The sequence below is a fragment of the Micromonospora sp. KC723 genome, from assembly GCF_004348595.1.
In the GTDB taxonomy this organism is placed as follows: Bacteria; Actinomycetota; Actinomycetes; order Mycobacteriales; family Micromonosporaceae; genus Micromonospora.
The window spans coordinates 1-15,163 of record NZ_SMKD01000129.1 but is presented as its reverse complement, the minus strand read 5'-3'; the positions used below and the strand labels follow the sequence as shown (position 1 = coordinate 15,163).

The window sequence follows — 15,163 nt, the reverse complement described above, 5'->3', positions numbered from 1 at the left end:
CTCGGCGAAGTTCCGCACGGAGGGCGTGGCGGCCGAGCTCGACGCCGCGGGGTTCGCCGGACGGGCGTTCTGGACCGACCCGGACGGGTTCTTCGGCGTCACGCTGGCCCGGGCGGTCTGAGCGGCGTGCGTCGCCCGTCGGCCGGAGGGTCGCCCGGATCCGCTGACCCGTGCCGCCGGTGACGGGGCCGATCGGTTAAGCTCGGTCCCGCGAAGGGGAGTAGCCCCCAATGTCGTGGTCGACACACTGGTGCCTCCGGCATCCGGCCACGCGGCCCCTCGGGGCGGGCGAGACCTTCGACTCAGGCTGTTGCGGCCGGGTCGAGGGCACCCCGTACCTCCTCCCGGCCTGATCGGGAAGGTTCTCATGGACGGTTTTCTCGTCGCGCTGGCGGTCAGCTTCGGTGTCATCTTCGTCGCCGAGCTGGGGGACAAGTCGCAGCTGATGGCGCTCACCTTCGCCACGCGGTTCAGGCCCGTGCCGGTGCTGATCGGCATCACCGTCGCCACCGCGGTCGTGCACCTGGCCTCGGTGGCGATCGGCGTGGGCCTCAACGCGGCCCTGCCCACCGGTTGGATCTCGCTGATCGCGGGCCTGGCCTTTCTGGGCTTCGGCGTGTGGACCCTGCGTGGCGACAGACTCACCGAGGAGGAGAAGCGCAAGGCCGAGAAGGGCGGCCGGTCGGCGGTGCTCGCCGTCGGCGTCGCCTTCTTCCTCGCCGAGCTGGGGGACAAGACCATGCTGGCGACCATCACCCTGGCCACCACGTACGGCTGGTTCGGCACCTGGCTCGGCTCGACGCTGGGCATGGTGGCCGCCGACGCGCTCGCCATCCTGGTCGGCCGGATGCTGGGCCGGCACCTGCCGGAGAGGGCCATCCGGTACGGGGCGACCGTGCTCTTCGCCATCTGCGGTCTCTGGCTGATCCTCGACGCCGTCCGGCAGCTCTGACCGCGACTACCCCCGCCGGGTCCGGGTAACGGCCCCGGGTGGACCTGGACGAGCTCCTGCGCCAGGGCGACCGGGTGGCCGTCGCCCTGGTGGAGATCGCCGGCGCGCTGGTCATCTTCGTGGGGGCGTGCTGGGCCGCGCTGCGGTTCGTGGTCGAGGGTTCGCGCCGCCGCAGCGCCGCGGTCCTCACCCCGATCCGGCTGTCGCTGGGCCGGTTCCTCACCCTCGGGCTGGAGTTCCAGCTAGCCGCGGACATCCTGCGCACCGCGTTCTCGCCGACTCTCGACCAGATCGCTCGACTGGCGGCCATCGCCACCATCCGGACCGCGTTGAACTTCGTCCTGCGCCGGGAGACCGCCCAGGAGAAGCGGGAGGTCGGCGAGGCGGGGACGGAGCGGGTGACGTGAACGTCCTCGCCGGCACGGCGACCGCGCTGGCCCTGCTCTGCGGCGCGGCCGTGCTGGTGACGGTCCGTTGCTGGCGTACGGCGCTGCGGGTGCTGCTGGACCTGCTGGCGGCCGCCGGCATGCTGCGGCTGGCGGCTGATCCGGGCTGGGGTGGGTTGGCGACCGCCGCGGCCGTCATCCTGCTGCGCCACCTGCTCTGGAGCGGACTGGCCGCGCCCGTACCGGCCAGTGGAAAGGCCGCCCCGGTGCCACCGGTCGGCGCCGGGTGGCGGTGACCGGTGGCAGCAAGGCGGCCACCCGGCCTGGCGGCGGCCTGACGGGCCGCCGCCAGCTGGGCTTCAACGGGGCGCGGGCAGTAGCGACATCCGGGCCGGCCGGTCCTCGCAGTACGCCGCCATCCGCTTGATCAGCTCGTCGGCGTCGGCGTACGGGTCGAGTCCGCGCAGCTCCTGCGGGGCGAGCGCGGGGACCCGCACGTGGGAGATGAGCGGGTGCAGCGGCCGGATGTCGACCTCGTCGGCGCCGAAGAGGTCCTCGTGCAGCTTCTCGCCGGGGCGTAGACCGGTGAACACGATCTCGGTCGGGTTGGCGGCCTCGGCGGCGAGCCGGCGGGCCACGTCGGCGATGCGCACCGGCTCGCCCATGTCGAGCACCAGCGCCTCGGCGCCGCGTCCGATGGTGGCCGCCTGGAGCACCAGGTGGACGGCCTCCTGGACGGTCATGAAGTAACGGGTCACGTCCGGGTGGGTCACGGTGATCGGCAATCCCGCCTCGACCTGCGCCTGGAAGGCGGTGAGCACCGAGCCGCGGCTGCTGAGCACGTTGCCGAACCGGACGCTGAGGAACCGCCCGCCGAACTCTGCGGCGTAGTGCGCGGTCAGCCGCTCGGTGATCCGCTTGGAGTAACCGAGCACGCTCACCGGGTTCGCCGCCTTGTCGGTGGAGATGTTGACGAACTCGCTGACGTCGCGGCAGGCCTCCAGGACGTTCAGAGTGCCTCGGATGTTGGTCTTGATCGCCTCGCCCGGGTGGCGTTGCAACAGCGTCAGATGCTTCAGGGCGGCGGCGTGGAACACGACGTCGGGCTGCCGGTCGGCGATGATCCGGGCGATGCCGTCGGCATCGCGGATGTCGGCCAGGATCAGCTCCGGCCCGTCCAGCAGGGCCCGGCCGTGCAGTGACATCTGGAGGGCGTGCAGGGCCGACTCGTCGCGGTCGAGCATCATCAGCTCGCCCGGCTCGCAGCGGGCGATCTGGCGGCACAGCTCGGAGCCGATGGAGCCGCCGGCCCCCGTGACCAGGACCCGCCGCCCGGCCAGTCCGTTGCGCTCGAAGGCCAGCTCGGCGACCCGCTGGGCCCGTCCGAGCAGGTCGGTGATCTGCAGGTCGCGCACGTCGGTGGCGGTGACCGGCCGGTCCAGCAGTTCGCGTACCGGTGGGAGCACCTTGAAGGCGGCGCCCGCCTGGAGCGTACGGGCGCGCACGTCGCGCATCAGCTCGGCGTCGGAGCCGTTGATGGAGAAGATCACGGTGGTGGCGCGGGTGCGGCGTACCGCCGCTTCGATCTCCTCCCGGCCGCCGAGCACCCGCAACCCCTCCAGGCGCAGGCCCTGTTTCTCGGGGTCGTCGTCGAGCAGCCCGACGGGCAGGTAGCCGCTGCCCGGGTCGCTGGTGAGCACCCGGACCAGGCGCTCGCTGGCGGCGTCCACGCCGTAGACCAGCGCGCGGTCGGCGGACCGGACGGGCCGGTCGTCGCGGTCGCGCCGCCACCGGTAGCCGACCCGGCCGCCGGCCATCAGCAGCAGTGCGATGGCGCCGCCGGTGACCGGGACGCTGGCCGGCACCGGCCGTCCGGGCATCGTGGCCAACGCGGTGAGCGTCACGGCGGCGGCGAGAAGGGCCGTGCCGGCGAGGTCGCGGGCCTCCCCGGCGCTGCCGATCGGGTGCCGACCCCGGGCGGTGGAGCGCACCTGCTCGATGCTGGCGTGGACGACCGCGCAGACCAGCGCGGTGGCCAGCGCCAGCAGGCACTGGTCGGGAGTCAGCTCGAACTCGAACCGGGCCCAGGTGGCGACCAGAAATCCGGCGCACCACGCCGACGTGTCGAGCGTTAGCAGAGAGAGGGCCTTGGCACGTCGGGTTACCCAGTCACGTCGCGGAGTGCCGGCATTGGCTCGTGGGGCTGCAGGATCCATGGATGTCCTCTGCTTTTTTGTTCCGTATGGGGTGATTAGGACGTGTTACACGGTTCGATCGTCTACATTCACTTCGTCACGCCGTTAGGCGTATAGATCCTGACACGTGGTTCGTGTCATCAAGGGGGATTTCGTGCAGTTTCTCAGGTCAGTTGTCCTGACAGAAGGGGAGGCGTGATGGAGGTCCGCACCTATCTGCGCCTGGTTCGCCGGCACTGGTGGATCGTGCTGATCACGCTGATGGTCGCGGTGGGATCGGCGGCGTTGGTCACGATCCGCACACCGCCCCGCTACACGGCTTCGGTGACCTTCTTCGTCACCACCCCGAGCCAGGGCGTCACCGACGCCTACCAGGGTGGTCTCTTCCTGCAGCAGCGGGTGAAGTCGTACGCGGACCTGCTGCGCAGCGACCGGCTGGCGCAGAGCGTGGTGGCGGAGACGCCGCTCGGACTCACCGCGGACGATCTGCAGCGCCGGATCGAGACCGCGACCGAGACGGGCACCGTGCTGCTCCGGGCGACCGTCACCGACACCGACCAGTCCCGGGCGTTGAAGCTCACCGAGACCCTGTCGGCCAAGTTCGTCGAGTTGGTGCAGAAGGTCGAGACCCCGCCGGAGGGGCGGCCCGCGCCCATCAAGATCGAGGTGATCAGCGGCCCCCGGGTCAGCTCCACCCCGGTCGCGCCCCAGCCCACCCGCAATCTCACCGTGGGGGCCCTGCTCGGGCTGCTGCTCGGCATCGGCCTGGCGGTGCTGCGGGGGCTGGTCGACGTCCGGCTGCGCGACGCCGCCGGGCTGCAACGGGTGACCGGCAGCCCACTGCTCGGCGAGATCCCCTTCGAGGCGGGCGCCAAGGGGGCGCCGCTCATCGTGGGTGAGGCAGCCACCTCGGCCCGGGCTGAGGCGGTACGCAAGCTGCGCACGAACCTGCGCTTCGTCGACGTGCACGAGCCGGCCCGGGTCATCGCGGTCACCAGCGCGCTCCAGGGCGAGGGGAAGACGACTCTCTCCTGCAACCTGGCGATCGCGCTGGCCGAGGCGGGTTGGCGGGTGCTGCTGGTCGACGCCGACCTCCGCCGGCCGAAGGTCGCCGACTACCTCGGCCTGGACGGGAGCGTCGGACTCACCGACGTGCTGGTGGGCGACGTGCAGGTCGGTCACGTGGTGCAGCGGTGGGGTGACAAGTCGCTGCTGGTGCTGCCGAGTGGATCGACCCCGCCCAACCCGAGCGAACTGCTCGGCTCCAAGGCGATGGCGGATCTGCTGCTGGCGTTGCGGGAGTCGGCCGACATCGTGATCATCGACACCGCGCCGCTGCTGGCGGTGACCGACGGCGTCGTGGTGGCGGTGCAGGCCGACGGCGCGCTGCTGGTCACGCAGCAGGGGCGGACCTCACGCAGTCAGGTGTCCTCGGCGGCCAGGGCGCTGCACTCGGTCTCGGTGCGACTGCTCGGTTGCGTGCTGAACATGACCAAGGTGGCCAGGGTGGACGCGTACCAGTACGAGGCGTACCGGATCGCCACCACGGCCGCGGTCCCCGCGGACCGGGCCGCCGCCGCGCACCGCGCCCAGACTGCCGCGACCGCGCCGGTGGAGGACCGGACACAGGAACTCAGCCGGTTGTCCCGATGAGCGCCCCGACGGGTCCCCTCGGCGGCACGTCCGGCGGGGCCCGGTGCCGCCAGGCGGTGGGAGCACGCGGAGCGTCCGCGTCGGGGACGGCGGCCAGCCGCCGCCCCGGCGCCGGGGCGGCCGCCACCGCCGTCCGGCGGCTGCGCGCCGGTGCGTTGGCCGAACGCCACCGACATCCGGAGGCCGCCGCGTCGGCCGCTCCGGTCCGTCGCCGGGTCGGGGACGGGACCGCCCGGAGGGGGAACCGGCGGTGAGGATCGGGATCCTGTCGTACCACTTCCCGCCCGAACCGGCGTTCATCCCCGGCAGCCTGGCCGAGGAGTTGGCCGCCCGGGGCCACGAGGTGCGCGTCCTGACCGGCTTCCCGGACTATCCGGGCGGGCATGTCTATCCCGGCTGGCGGCAGCGGTGGCGGCACGTGACCCGCAGCGAGCGGCTCACCGTGCGACGGGTTCCCCGGTACGCGGGCGGGGACACCTCTGTCCGTGCGCGGATGGCCAGCTACCTGTCGTTCGCCGGCAGCGTGGCGGTCGTCGGCCGCCGCTACCTGGCCGATGTGGACGTGCTCTACGTCTTCCAGTTCCCGGCCACCGTGTTCGCCGCCGCGGCGATGCTGCGGATGCTCAACCAGGTGCCCACGGTGCTGCACGTGCAGGACCTGTGGGCCGACCAGGGCGGCCCCGCGGGCCGGTCGGACCGCGCCGGACGCCTTGTCGCCACGATGCGGCGGGTGCACCGGGAGGCCGACGCGGTCGCGGTGGCCGCACCGTCGATGCGCGACCTCGTGCTGGCAGACGGGGTGCAGCCCGGCCGGGTGCGGGTGGTGCTCAACTGGACCGACGAGCGGATCTTCCAGCCGCTCCGGCCGAGCCGGGCGGCGCAGGGACTGGTCCGCCGCGACGGCCGGTGTGTCGTCATGCACGCCGGGACGATCGGCGTACGCCAGGGGCTGGAAACCGCCGTCCGCGCCGCCGCGGCGCTCGACGACCGGATGGACCTGGTGCTGGTGGGATCCGGTGCGGAGGAGCGGCGGGTGCGGGGGCTCGCCGCCGAGCTGGGGGCGGGCAACGTCCGCTTCGTGGAGCGCCGGTCTCCGCTGGACATGCCGGAGCTGTACGCGGCGGCCGACTACCAGCTGGTCATGTTGCGCGATCTGCCGGAACTGCGCGGGAGTGTGCCGGCGAAGCTCCAGGCGGCGCTGGCCTGCGCCCGACCGGTGGTCGCCTCCGCGGGCGGGGACACCGCGGAACTCGTCGAACGGGCCCGCGCGGGGCTCTCCTGTCCGCCGGAGGACTGGGCGACGCTCGCCGACCGGTTCTGGCTGGCCTCCACCATTCCGGCCGCCGCCCGGAGCGAGATGGGCCGGCGGGGGCGGGAGGTCTACCTGCGGGAGATGTCGCTGCGGGCCGGGGTGGACCGGATCGAGGGGTTGCTGCGTGAGGTCGCCGCCGGCCGCCGGAGGCGCTGACCACCCGAAGGATCCTCATTCATTGGTTTATGCCTGAGAAAGACAACGGCGTCACCTCTGCGACGTTATACGTGTTAGAAAAGCGGCTAATCGCCGAATGTGTCCGTTTCGAGCGGGAGAGTGGTGTGGCGGAGAGCGGTAGGTCTTCTCGCGGTCGGCGACGGCGGCTGAGACGACGGACGAAGGCGCGGGTACGCCGCGCCCTGCTCGCCGCCCTCGTGGTCGGCTCGCTGTTGGCGGCCGGCGGCGGCTGGGTCGGCTTCCGGGGCTGGCAGGCCCGCGCGCATCTGCTGAACGCCGCAGGGCTGGCCCGCGAACTCAGCGCGCAGGTCGTCGCCGGGGACACCGGGCGGGCCCAGCGAACCCTCGCCGCGCTGCAGGAGCAGAGCGGGGCCGCGCGGAGGGCCACGGCCGGGCCGGCCTGGTGGCTGGCCGGCAACAGCCCGTACGCCGGGGACGACCTGTCGGCTTTCCGGCGGATCGCGGTTGCCGTGGACGACCTGGCGCGCGACGCGTTCCCGCCGCTCGTGCGGGCCGACGTGGCCGCCCTGGTACCGAAGGGCGGCCGGCTCGACCTGCCGGCGCTGCGTTCCGTGGCGCGGCGGCTCGCCGCGGCCGACGCCGCGGTACGCCAGAGCGGGGCGGGGCTGCGGGCGGTGCCCACCGAGGGGCTGCTGCCGGAGGTCCGGGACGCCCTGACCGGGCTCCACGCCGAGATCGACAAGCTCGCCGGGCTGCTCTCGGGCGTCAGCAGGGGGGCCGAGCTGCTGCCCACGCTGTTCGGGGCGGACGGGGAGCGTACCTATCTGATCGTCTCGCAGAACCTGTCGGAGCTGCGGGCGACGGGCGGGATGTTCGGCGCGTACGCCGTCGTCCGCGCCCGCGACGGCCGGTTGGATCTGGTGAACCAGGGGACGGCGGCGAAGCTGCGCCGGTTCACCCCGCCGGTCCTCCCGCTCGCCGCGGAGACCCGGGGCCTCTACACCGACCTTCCCGGCATCTACCCGGCCGACGTCAACCTCACCCCGCACTTTCCGACCGCGGCCAAGCTCTACCGGGAGATGGTCCGACGGCGCACCGGCGTGGCCGCCGACGGCATCCTCGCGGTGGACCCGGTGGCGTTGTCGTACCTGTTGAGGGCGACCGGCCCGGTTGCCGTGCCCGGGTATCCGACCCTGACCGCGCAGACCGTCGTGCGGACCCTGCTGTCCGACAGCTACCTGACGCTGGACCTCGACGACCAGGACGCCTTCTACGCGGCCTCCGCGGCGGCGGTGTTCGACTCGGTGCTGGGGAAGGGTGTCAGCCCTCGCGAGGTTTTATCCGTATTCGACCGATCTATACGGGAACGTCGGATATTGTTCTGGAGTGCCCGACCGGAAGAACAACGGAAGTTCGTCGACAGCCGGATCAGTGGCGTCCTGCCGGAGAAGGAGAGCGCACCGACCGTCGGTGTCTTCCTCAACGACGGCAGCGGCGCGAAGCTCGGCTACTACCTGCGGCCCTCGGCGACGCTCACCGTCGGCAACTGCATGGAGGACGGGCGGCGGGAGCTGCGACTCCGGTTCGACCTCCACTCGTCGGCCCCGCGCGCCGGCCTCACCGAGGCCGTGCTCGGCCTCGCTAAGGCCGGGAACCCGTACACCGCCCGCACCCTGGTGACGGTGTACAGCCCGGCCGGCGGTGCGGTGGTGGGGGCCCGGCTCGACGGGGTCGACACCCCGCTGGGCAGTGGCACCGACCGGGGCCGGCAGGTGGCCATCGCCAACGTCGAGGTACGCCCGGGCGCCACCCGGACCCTCGACATGGCATTGCTGACCGGACGGAACGCCGCAGGTACGCCCGAGCTCTGGCACACCCCCACAGCCACCCCGTGGACCACCCAAGTAGTTCCCGCATCAAGCTGCAACCAGTAGGAGGAGACCATCATGCGGCTATCCCGCATCATCATGGCGCTCACGGTCGGCCTGGCCGTCGTGGCAGTGCCGGCGGCGGCGGGGGCGGCGCAGCCGCAGCCGCCGGCGGACGGCACCCAGCAGCCGCCACCGGACTATCCGCCGCAGCCTGCGGCGCTGACGCTGAACCGGGCCACGATCGTCATCGGCGAGTCGGTGGTGCTCACCGGCACCAACTTCGGCCGGAACGAGATCGTGGACATCACCGTCTCGGTGGCGCCCCTCGCCGCCTCGGTCCCCGGTCAGGCACCCGCCCGGCGCAGCGACGGCACCGCCGTCGCGATGACCACGGTTGCCTACCCGCAGCCGGGGCCCGCTCCGCGGCACCTCACCGCACGGACGAACGCGCGTGGCCGCTTCACCATCACCTACCGACCGTCGGACGTGGGTCGACTCACCTTCACCGCGGTCGGTCGGACGAGCGACCGCACCGCCAGCGCGACCCTCACCGTGCTGCCGCACCGGCGGCCGCACCTGCCCGTCACCGGTGACAGCCTCGGCACACCGCTGAAGGTCGGCGGCGGGCTGGTCGGCGCCGGCGTGGTTCTCATGCTCGGCAGCCTCGCCTGGCGGCGGCGCCACCGCTTCGGCATGGGGTCGACCCGCTGATCCCGCCCCGGGCAAGGCCCGGAGCAGAAAGGACGGGCGCCCGCCGGACCATCCGGCGGGCGTCCGCGCGTGGTCGCGTCACCCGGGTAGGCCCCGCGTCGAGCACCCCCGGGCGAGGATCGTCCCCGCTTCCGGTTCACTGGTCTCATGGACGAGCTGATCTGGGACGCCGCACGCGATTCCCGCGCCTGGCTGGACGCGGCCAACGGTACCGGCCAGGCCGAGTTGACCTGCCGGATCCTCAAGCTCACCGAGGAGGTCGGCGAGGCCGCCACGGCGTGGATCGGGCTGCTCGGCCAGAACCCCCGCAAGGGCGTCACGCACACCCGCGACGACGTGGCCGCCGAACTGGCTGATGTCGTCCTCACGGCGCTCGTGGCGATCGAGAGCCTCGGGCTGGACGCGCAGTCGGTGGTGTCCGCGTGTGCCACGAAGGTGCGGTCCCGGATCGGTTGACCCGCCGCCCCACCGGCGGATTCCGTACGCGTCAGCGTGGACCAGATCACCGACCCTGAGTACTCGACCGAGCCGGAGCGGTTGACCGCTGGCCGGCACCCCACCAGGGGCGCCGGCCAGCGCCGTCCATCCCCGATCCGGCCAGCCAGCACCCGCGCGTCAACGAATCAGACAACGGCGCCGAAAGAGATCACCACGGCCGTCGACTGTGATCGACGATCCGGCGGCTGGCTGCGCCGGAGGAGAGTGGCGGTGGTCACGAGGGGCGATGGAAGAGCCCGGGCGGGTATCGTGTTGAGTCAGGTGTCGGTGTGCCCAGTGTCCCCGGGCCTCACCTATATTGCCGTCGCGGAATACCGTCCGGCTGGAGCCGCGTCGCGCCACTCGCCGAGAGGCGACCTGCACACCGACACCCCAACGCCGCCCCGACCCGTCCGGTCGGGGCGGCGTTGTCTGTGCCGAGGTGCCGGAGCTGACGGAGGGGCTCCCGCCCGCCGCGCGCCCCGGAGCCCCTGCCGCGGGCGGCGGCCCGGTCCGCCGCGCCCGGCAGGTGACTCAGCGGGTGACGTACTCCCGCAGGTGGCGGGCGGTGAGGGTGTCGCCGTGCGCGACCAACTCGGCCGGGGTGCCGGTGAAGACCACCCGCCCACCGTCGTGTCCCGCTCCCGGCCCCAGGTCGATGATCCAGTCCGCGTGCGCCATGACCGCCTGGTGGTGCTCGATGACGATCACCGTGTTGCCGGCGTCGACCAGCCGGTCCAGCAGTGCGAGCAACTGGTCCACGTCGGCCAGGTGCAGGCCGGTGGTCGGCTCGTCGAGCACGTAGGTGCTGTATCTCTCGGCCATGTTGATGGCCAGCTTGAGGCGCTGCCGCTCGCCGCCGGAGAGGGTGGTCAGCGGCTGACCGAGGCTCAGGTAGCCCAGCCCGACGTCGGCCAGCCGGTTCAGGACAGCCCGCGCCTGCCCGCCGGGGAAGAAGTCCCGTGCCTCCGCGACGGACATGGCGAGAACCTCGCTGATGTTCTTGCCCCGCAGCGTGTACGTGAGCACCTGGTCGGTGTACCGCCGGCCCTCGCACTGCTCGCAGATGGTGGCGACCCCGGCCATCATCGCGAGGTCGGTGTAGACCAGGCCGATTCCCTTGCAGGTCGGGCAGGCCCCCTCGGAGTTGGCGCTGAACAGCGCCGCCTTCACCCCGTTGGCCTTGGCGAAGGCGGTCCGGATCGGGTCGAGCAGCCCAGTGTAGGTGGCCGGGTTGCTGCGGCGGGAGCCGCGGATCGGGGACTGGTCCACCACGACCACCCCGCTTCGTCCGGGCAGCGAGCCGTGGATCAGCGAACTCTTGCCCGAGCCGGCCACCCCGGTCACCACGGTGAGCACCCCGAGCGGGATGTCGACGTCGACGTCGCGCAGGTTGTGCACATCGGCGCCGCGGATCGCCAGCTGGCCCGTCGGCCGGCGGACCGGGTCGCGCAGCGTGACGCGGTGGTCCAGATGGCGGCCGGTCAGGGTGTCCGAGCGACGCAGCCCGGCGACGTCCCCGGCGTAGCAGATCTGCCCACCCGCCGCTCCCGCGCCGGGCCCGAGGTCGACCACGTGGTCGGCGATCGCGATGGTCTCCGGCTTGTGTTCCACCACCAGCACCGTGTTGCCCTTGTCGCGCAGCCGCAGCAGCAGACCGTTCATCCGGGCGATGTCGTGCGGGTGCAGCCCGACGGTGGGCTCGTCGAAGACGTAGGTCACGTCGGAGAGGCTGGAACCCAGGTGTCTGACCATCTTCACCCGTTGCGCCTCGCCGCCGGAGAGGGTGGCGGACTCCCGGTCGAGGCTCAGGTAGCCGAGCCCGATCTCCACCAGCGACTCCAGCGTCTCGCGTAGGTTGGCGACCAGCGGCGCCACCGACGGGTCGTCGATGCCGCGGACGAACTCGGCCAGGTCGCTGATCTGCATCGCGGAGCAGTCGGCGATGTTGCGGCCGGCGATCCGGGACGACAGGGCGGCGGCGTTGAGCCGCGCGCCGCCGCAGTCGGCGCAGGTGGTGAAGGTGACCGCCCGCTCCACGAAGGCGCGGATGTGCGGCTGCATCGACTCGATGTCCTTGGACAGGTAGAGCCGGCGCACCTTGACCGCCAACCCTTCGTACGTCCAGTTGTTGCTGCCCACCTTGATTTTCGTGGCCGGCTTGTACAGGAAGTCCTGCCACTGCTCCGGGCTGAAGTCCTGGAGCTTGGTGTCCGGGTCGAACAGACCGGAGCCGACGATGGTCTGCCAGTACCAGGAGTCGACAGCGAAGTTCGGCACCAGGATCGCCCCGTCGTTGAGGGAGCGTTCCACGTCGACCATCGCGTGCACGTCCAGGTCGGACACCCGGCCCAGTCCCTCGCAGGCCGGGCACATCCCCTCGGCCAGGTTGAAGCTGAACGCGCCGGCGCCGCCGACGTGCGGGGTGCCGAGGCGGCTGAACACGATGCGCAGCATCGCGTACGCGTCGGTGGCGGTGCCGACGGTCGAGCGGGAGTTCGCGCCCATCCGTTCCTGGTCGACGACGATCGCCGGGGTGAGGTTGCGCAACGAGTCGACGTCCGGACGGGACAGGCTCGGCATGAAGGACTGTAGGAAGGCGCTGTAGGTCTCGTTGATCAGACGCCGGGACTCGGCGGCGATGGTGCCGAAGACCAGGGACGACTTCCCGGACCCGGAGACCCCGGTGAACACGGTGAGCCGTCGCTTGGGGATGTCGACCGAGACGCCGGCGAGGTTGTTCTCCCGGGCACCCCGTACCTCGATGACGTCGTGGTTGTCGGCGGCGGATCGCGCTGGTTGCTGCATGCCTTCGATTTTCTCATTGAACTACCAGTGTAAGGTTGGCGACGCTCCGCGCAGGTGCGCACGGCTGCCGGAGGCGGAAAGTCTCAAACGATCGTGAAAGCGGTACGGTAGCCCGGTGCGGGACGGTCGGTGGCGGGTGGTCGATGTCGCGGCAACTGCCGGGATCTCCACCCAGCAGGTGCGCAACTATCTCGACGAGGGGGTGCTGCCGCCGGCTGCCCGGACGGAGAGCGGCTACCGGGTGCTCACCGAGGTGCACGTGCGCGCCCTGGCGGTGCTCCGGCGGATGGTCGAGGGGCACGGCTGGGCGCGTACCCGGGAGGTGCTGGCCGCGGTGCACCGGGGCGAGCTGGCGGTGGCCCTTGCCGCGCTCGACGCCGGCCACGCCGAACTGGACCGGGAGCGGGCGGAGATCCGCCGGGTGCTGGGCGCGTTCGAGACGGTGGTGGCCAGCCCGGCGGTTGCGGCGCCGCGCCGTGGCGCGCGGATCGGCGAGGTCGCCGACCTGGTCGGTGTCCGCACCTCCCAGCTGCGGCTCTGGGAGGAGCGCGGCCTGCTGCGGCCGGTGCGCGCGCCGGGCACCGGCTACCGGGTGTACGACGCGGCCGAGCTGCGCGCCGCGCAGGTGGTGGCTCTGCTGCGTCGGGGTGGCTACCCGTTCGAGATCGTCGCGGCGGTCCTCGACGAGATGCGCACCACCGGCCGGCCGCAGCGGGTCCGCGCCGAGCTGGCCCGGCGCGAGCAGGAGCTGCATCAACGCAGCCTGCGCCGGCTGCGAGCCTCGGCGGAGCTCTACGGCTACCTCGCCGTCACCGGCCACGCCGCGCCATCCGTCGCACCCGGCCAGGCGGCCCCCCCATCCGGAGTTGGCCAGGTCGGAACGGGCTGATCCGCGGTGGGCGGGGCGGGCGATCCGCCCGGCCGAAGTCCGGCCCGGTCTTCTGGGTCGCCGGCCCGCGTGCCCGACAAACGACCAACGGCTCCGGTCAGCGTCCCCCGGACCGCCCGGAAAGCGGGCGGCCCGGCGGGAGAACCCGCCGGGCCGCCGCAGTTGGCGCGAGGAATCAGTTCAGACCGCAGGTGGCGAAGCCGTCCAGGTTCGGGGCCTGCTGGCCGACCCGGGTGAAGGCGAGCTCGATGCGGTCCAGGGCGGCCTTCCGCTTGTCGGCCAGCGGGCCGAGGATGGCGAGCTGGATGAAGTTCGGGCCGCCCTGCGGGTTGGCGGCCTGCTGGGCGAGCCGGTTGTTCGCCTCGTTGATCTGCTGCTGCAGGTTGGCCAGTTCGGCCCGCACGTTGCCGGCCTGCTGGGCCGGCGGGGTCGGGAACTGCGGGGTCGGGCAGTTCACGGTGCGGGCGCCGGCCACGTTGCCGGCACCGGCGTTGCCGTTACCCGCGTTGCCGTTACCCGCGTTGCCGTTACCCGCGTTGCCGTTACCCGCGTTGCCGGCGTTGCCCCCGTTGCCGGCACCGGCGGCGTTCAGGCCGCAGGTGGCGAAACGGTCCAGGTTGGGGCGCGGGACGCCGACCCGGTTGAAGGCGATCTCGATGCGGTCCAGGGCGGCCTTCCGCTTGTCGGCCAGCGGGCCGAGGATGGCGTTCTGGATGAAGTTCGGGCCGCCCTGCGGGTTGGCGGCCTGCTGGGCCAAGCGGGCGTTGGCCTCGCTGATCTGCTTGTTGAGCTGGGCCAGCTCGGCCTGGACGTTCGCGGCGGCCTGGGCCGGGACGGCCGGGATCTGCGGGGTCGGGCAGTTCACCGTCTGGGCCGCCGCCACGGTGCCGGCGCCGGCCGTGGCCTTGGCCTTGACGGAGCTGTTGAGGGCGCTGGCAATGCCCGGGGCGTTCAGCGTGCAGGTGGCGAGGCTGTCCAGGTCGGGGCGGGGGGCGCCGACCCGGTTGAAGGAGATCTCGATGCGGTCCAGCACCGCGACGCGCTTGCTCCTCAGCGGGCCGAGGATGGCGTTGTTGATGAAGTTGGGGCCGCCCTGCGGGTTGGCCGCCTGCTTCGCCAGGCGCTCGTTCTGCCGGGCGATCTCCTCGTCCAGGTTGACCAGTTCCCGCTCCACGTTGGCGGCCGCCGCGGCCGGGATCGCCGGCAGCCTGTCGCGTACGGTCGGGCAGTTGACGGTCTGGGCCGCGCCCTTGCCGGTGTTCTCGTCGGCGGAGGCGAGCTGCAGTCCTCCGGCCAGCAGCAGCGCCGCTAGGGCGCCCACTCCGCCGAGCTTGAGGACGGCGTTCTTCCGCGTAGGCCTGGCCATGTACCTCTCCTCTGGTCTCCGCCGGGCCGTTGACGCGTCGCGTCCGAAGGCAGCCCGGTGGTGCGGTGGGGGGTGCGGGAGGCCCGGTGATCGCCCCGGCATTGGCAGTAACCCGGTCCGTCCCCGCGGCCATGGATACGGAGGCGGCCCGAAGATCGTTCAATGCGGGCAAGCGTTTTCTGGCGGAGGCCGCGGCGTGACATCCGCCCCGTGCGCCGGGCGGGCCCTGCCCGGCGGTGACCTTCTGTCTCGGTATGGTGCCTCTCCATGAGAGCCCAGGTCCTGGCAGCCGCCACCGCCGCACTCCTGGTCACCGGGACGCCCGCCCCGGTGGACGCCGCGCCGGCGACCCCCGCTCCCCGGGCCGTCGTGCCCTGCCCGACGCTGCCCGCGCCGGGGGTGACC

General features: G+C 72.4%; 13 protein-coding genes. 10 read left to right on the top strand and 3 right to left on the bottom strand.

Annotation, left to right across the window (positions count from 1 at the left end; all coding sequences use genetic code 11):
• From E1165_RS23090 to E1165_RS23075, 4 genes are all read left to right on the top strand, one after another.
• Positions 1 to 121 (top strand): L-histidine N(alpha)-methyltransferase (locus tag E1165_RS23090; protein ID WP_165945303.1); only part of this gene is annotated, 121 nt, incomplete at its 5' end.
• 246 nt (positions 122 to 367) lie between these two features.
• Entirely contained in the window at positions 368 to 952 is a 585-nt protein-coding gene (locus E1165_RS23085) for a TMEM165/GDT1 family protein (RefSeq protein ID WP_132393851.1), read from the top strand.
• Between the two features lie 38 nt (positions 953 to 990).
• On the top strand, positions 991 to 1,359 hold the full coding sequence (locus E1165_RS23080; RefSeq protein ID WP_132393850.1) for a DUF1622 domain-containing protein: 369 nt from the start codon (positions 991 to 993) through the stop codon (positions 1,357 to 1,359).
• Entirely contained in the window at positions 1,356 to 1,634 is a 279-nt protein-coding gene (locus E1165_RS23075; protein ID WP_132393849.1) for a hypothetical protein, read from the top strand. Before E1165_RS23080 ends, E1165_RS23075 begins: the two co-directional genes overlap by 4 nt.
• Positions 1,635 to 1,697: 63 nt before the next feature.
• Here E1165_RS23075 and E1165_RS23070 read toward each other — a convergent pair whose 3' ends face one another.
• Entirely contained in the window at positions 1,698 to 3,554 is a 1,857-nt protein-coding gene (locus tag E1165_RS23070; RefSeq protein ID WP_132393848.1) for a polysaccharide biosynthesis protein, read from the bottom strand.
• Between the two features lie 177 nt (positions 3,555 to 3,731).
• Here E1165_RS23070 and E1165_RS23065 point away from each other — a divergent pair, with 177 nt between their 5' ends.
• The 5 genes from E1165_RS23065 (at position 3,732) to E1165_RS23045 (ending at position 9,674) form a co-directional block, all read left to right on the top strand.
• The gene (locus E1165_RS23065; RefSeq protein ID WP_132393847.1) at positions 3,732 to 5,186 is read left to right on the top strand and encodes a polysaccharide biosynthesis tyrosine autokinase; all 1,455 of its coding nucleotides are present in this window, start codon (positions 3,732 to 3,734) and stop codon (positions 5,184 to 5,186) included.
• 250 nt (positions 5,187 to 5,436) lie between these two features.
• The gene (locus tag E1165_RS23060; protein WP_132393846.1) at positions 5,437 to 6,654 is read left to right on the top strand and encodes a glycosyltransferase family 4 protein; all 1,218 of its coding nucleotides are present in this window, start codon (positions 5,437 to 5,439) and stop codon (positions 6,652 to 6,654) included.
• Positions 6,655 to 6,779: 125 nt separating this feature from the next.
• Positions 6,780 to 8,570: a DUF4012 domain-containing protein gene (locus E1165_RS23055; RefSeq protein ID WP_243704946.1), complete on the top strand. Its 1,791-nt coding sequence runs from the start codon at positions 6,780 to 6,782 to the stop codon at positions 8,568 to 8,570.
• A gap of 12 nt (positions 8,571 to 8,582) precedes the next feature.
• Entirely contained in the window at positions 8,583 to 9,218 is a 636-nt protein-coding gene (locus E1165_RS23050) for a hypothetical protein (protein ID WP_132393844.1), read from the top strand.
• Positions 9,219 to 9,365: 147 nt separating this feature from the next.
• On the top strand, positions 9,366 to 9,674 hold the full coding sequence (locus E1165_RS23045; protein WP_132393843.1) for a MazG-like family protein: 309 nt from the start codon (positions 9,366 to 9,368) through the stop codon (positions 9,672 to 9,674).
• A gap of 555 nt (positions 9,675 to 10,229) precedes the next feature.
• Here the strand turns inward: E1165_RS23045 and E1165_RS23040 are convergent.
• Positions 10,230 to 12,503, bottom strand: coding sequence for an excinuclease ABC subunit UvrA (locus E1165_RS23040; RefSeq protein WP_132393842.1), 2,274 nt, complete (start codon positions 12,501 to 12,503; stop codon positions 10,230 to 10,232).
• A 115-nt stretch (positions 12,504 to 12,618) separates the two neighbouring features.
• On the opposite strand from E1165_RS23040, the gene E1165_RS30525 reads away from it, so the two are divergent.
• Entirely contained in the window at positions 12,619 to 13,392 is a 774-nt protein-coding gene (locus E1165_RS30525; protein WP_132393841.1) for a MerR family transcriptional regulator, read from the top strand.
• Positions 13,393 to 13,567: 175 nt separating this feature from the next.
• Here the strand turns inward: E1165_RS30525 and E1165_RS23030 are convergent, their stop codons facing one another.
• Positions 13,568 to 14,758, bottom strand: a complete 1,191-nt coding sequence (locus E1165_RS23030; RefSeq protein WP_243704945.1) for a hypothetical protein — start codon at positions 14,756 to 14,758, stop codon at positions 13,568 to 13,570.
• Between the last annotated feature and the right edge of the window lie 405 nt (positions 14,759 to 15,163).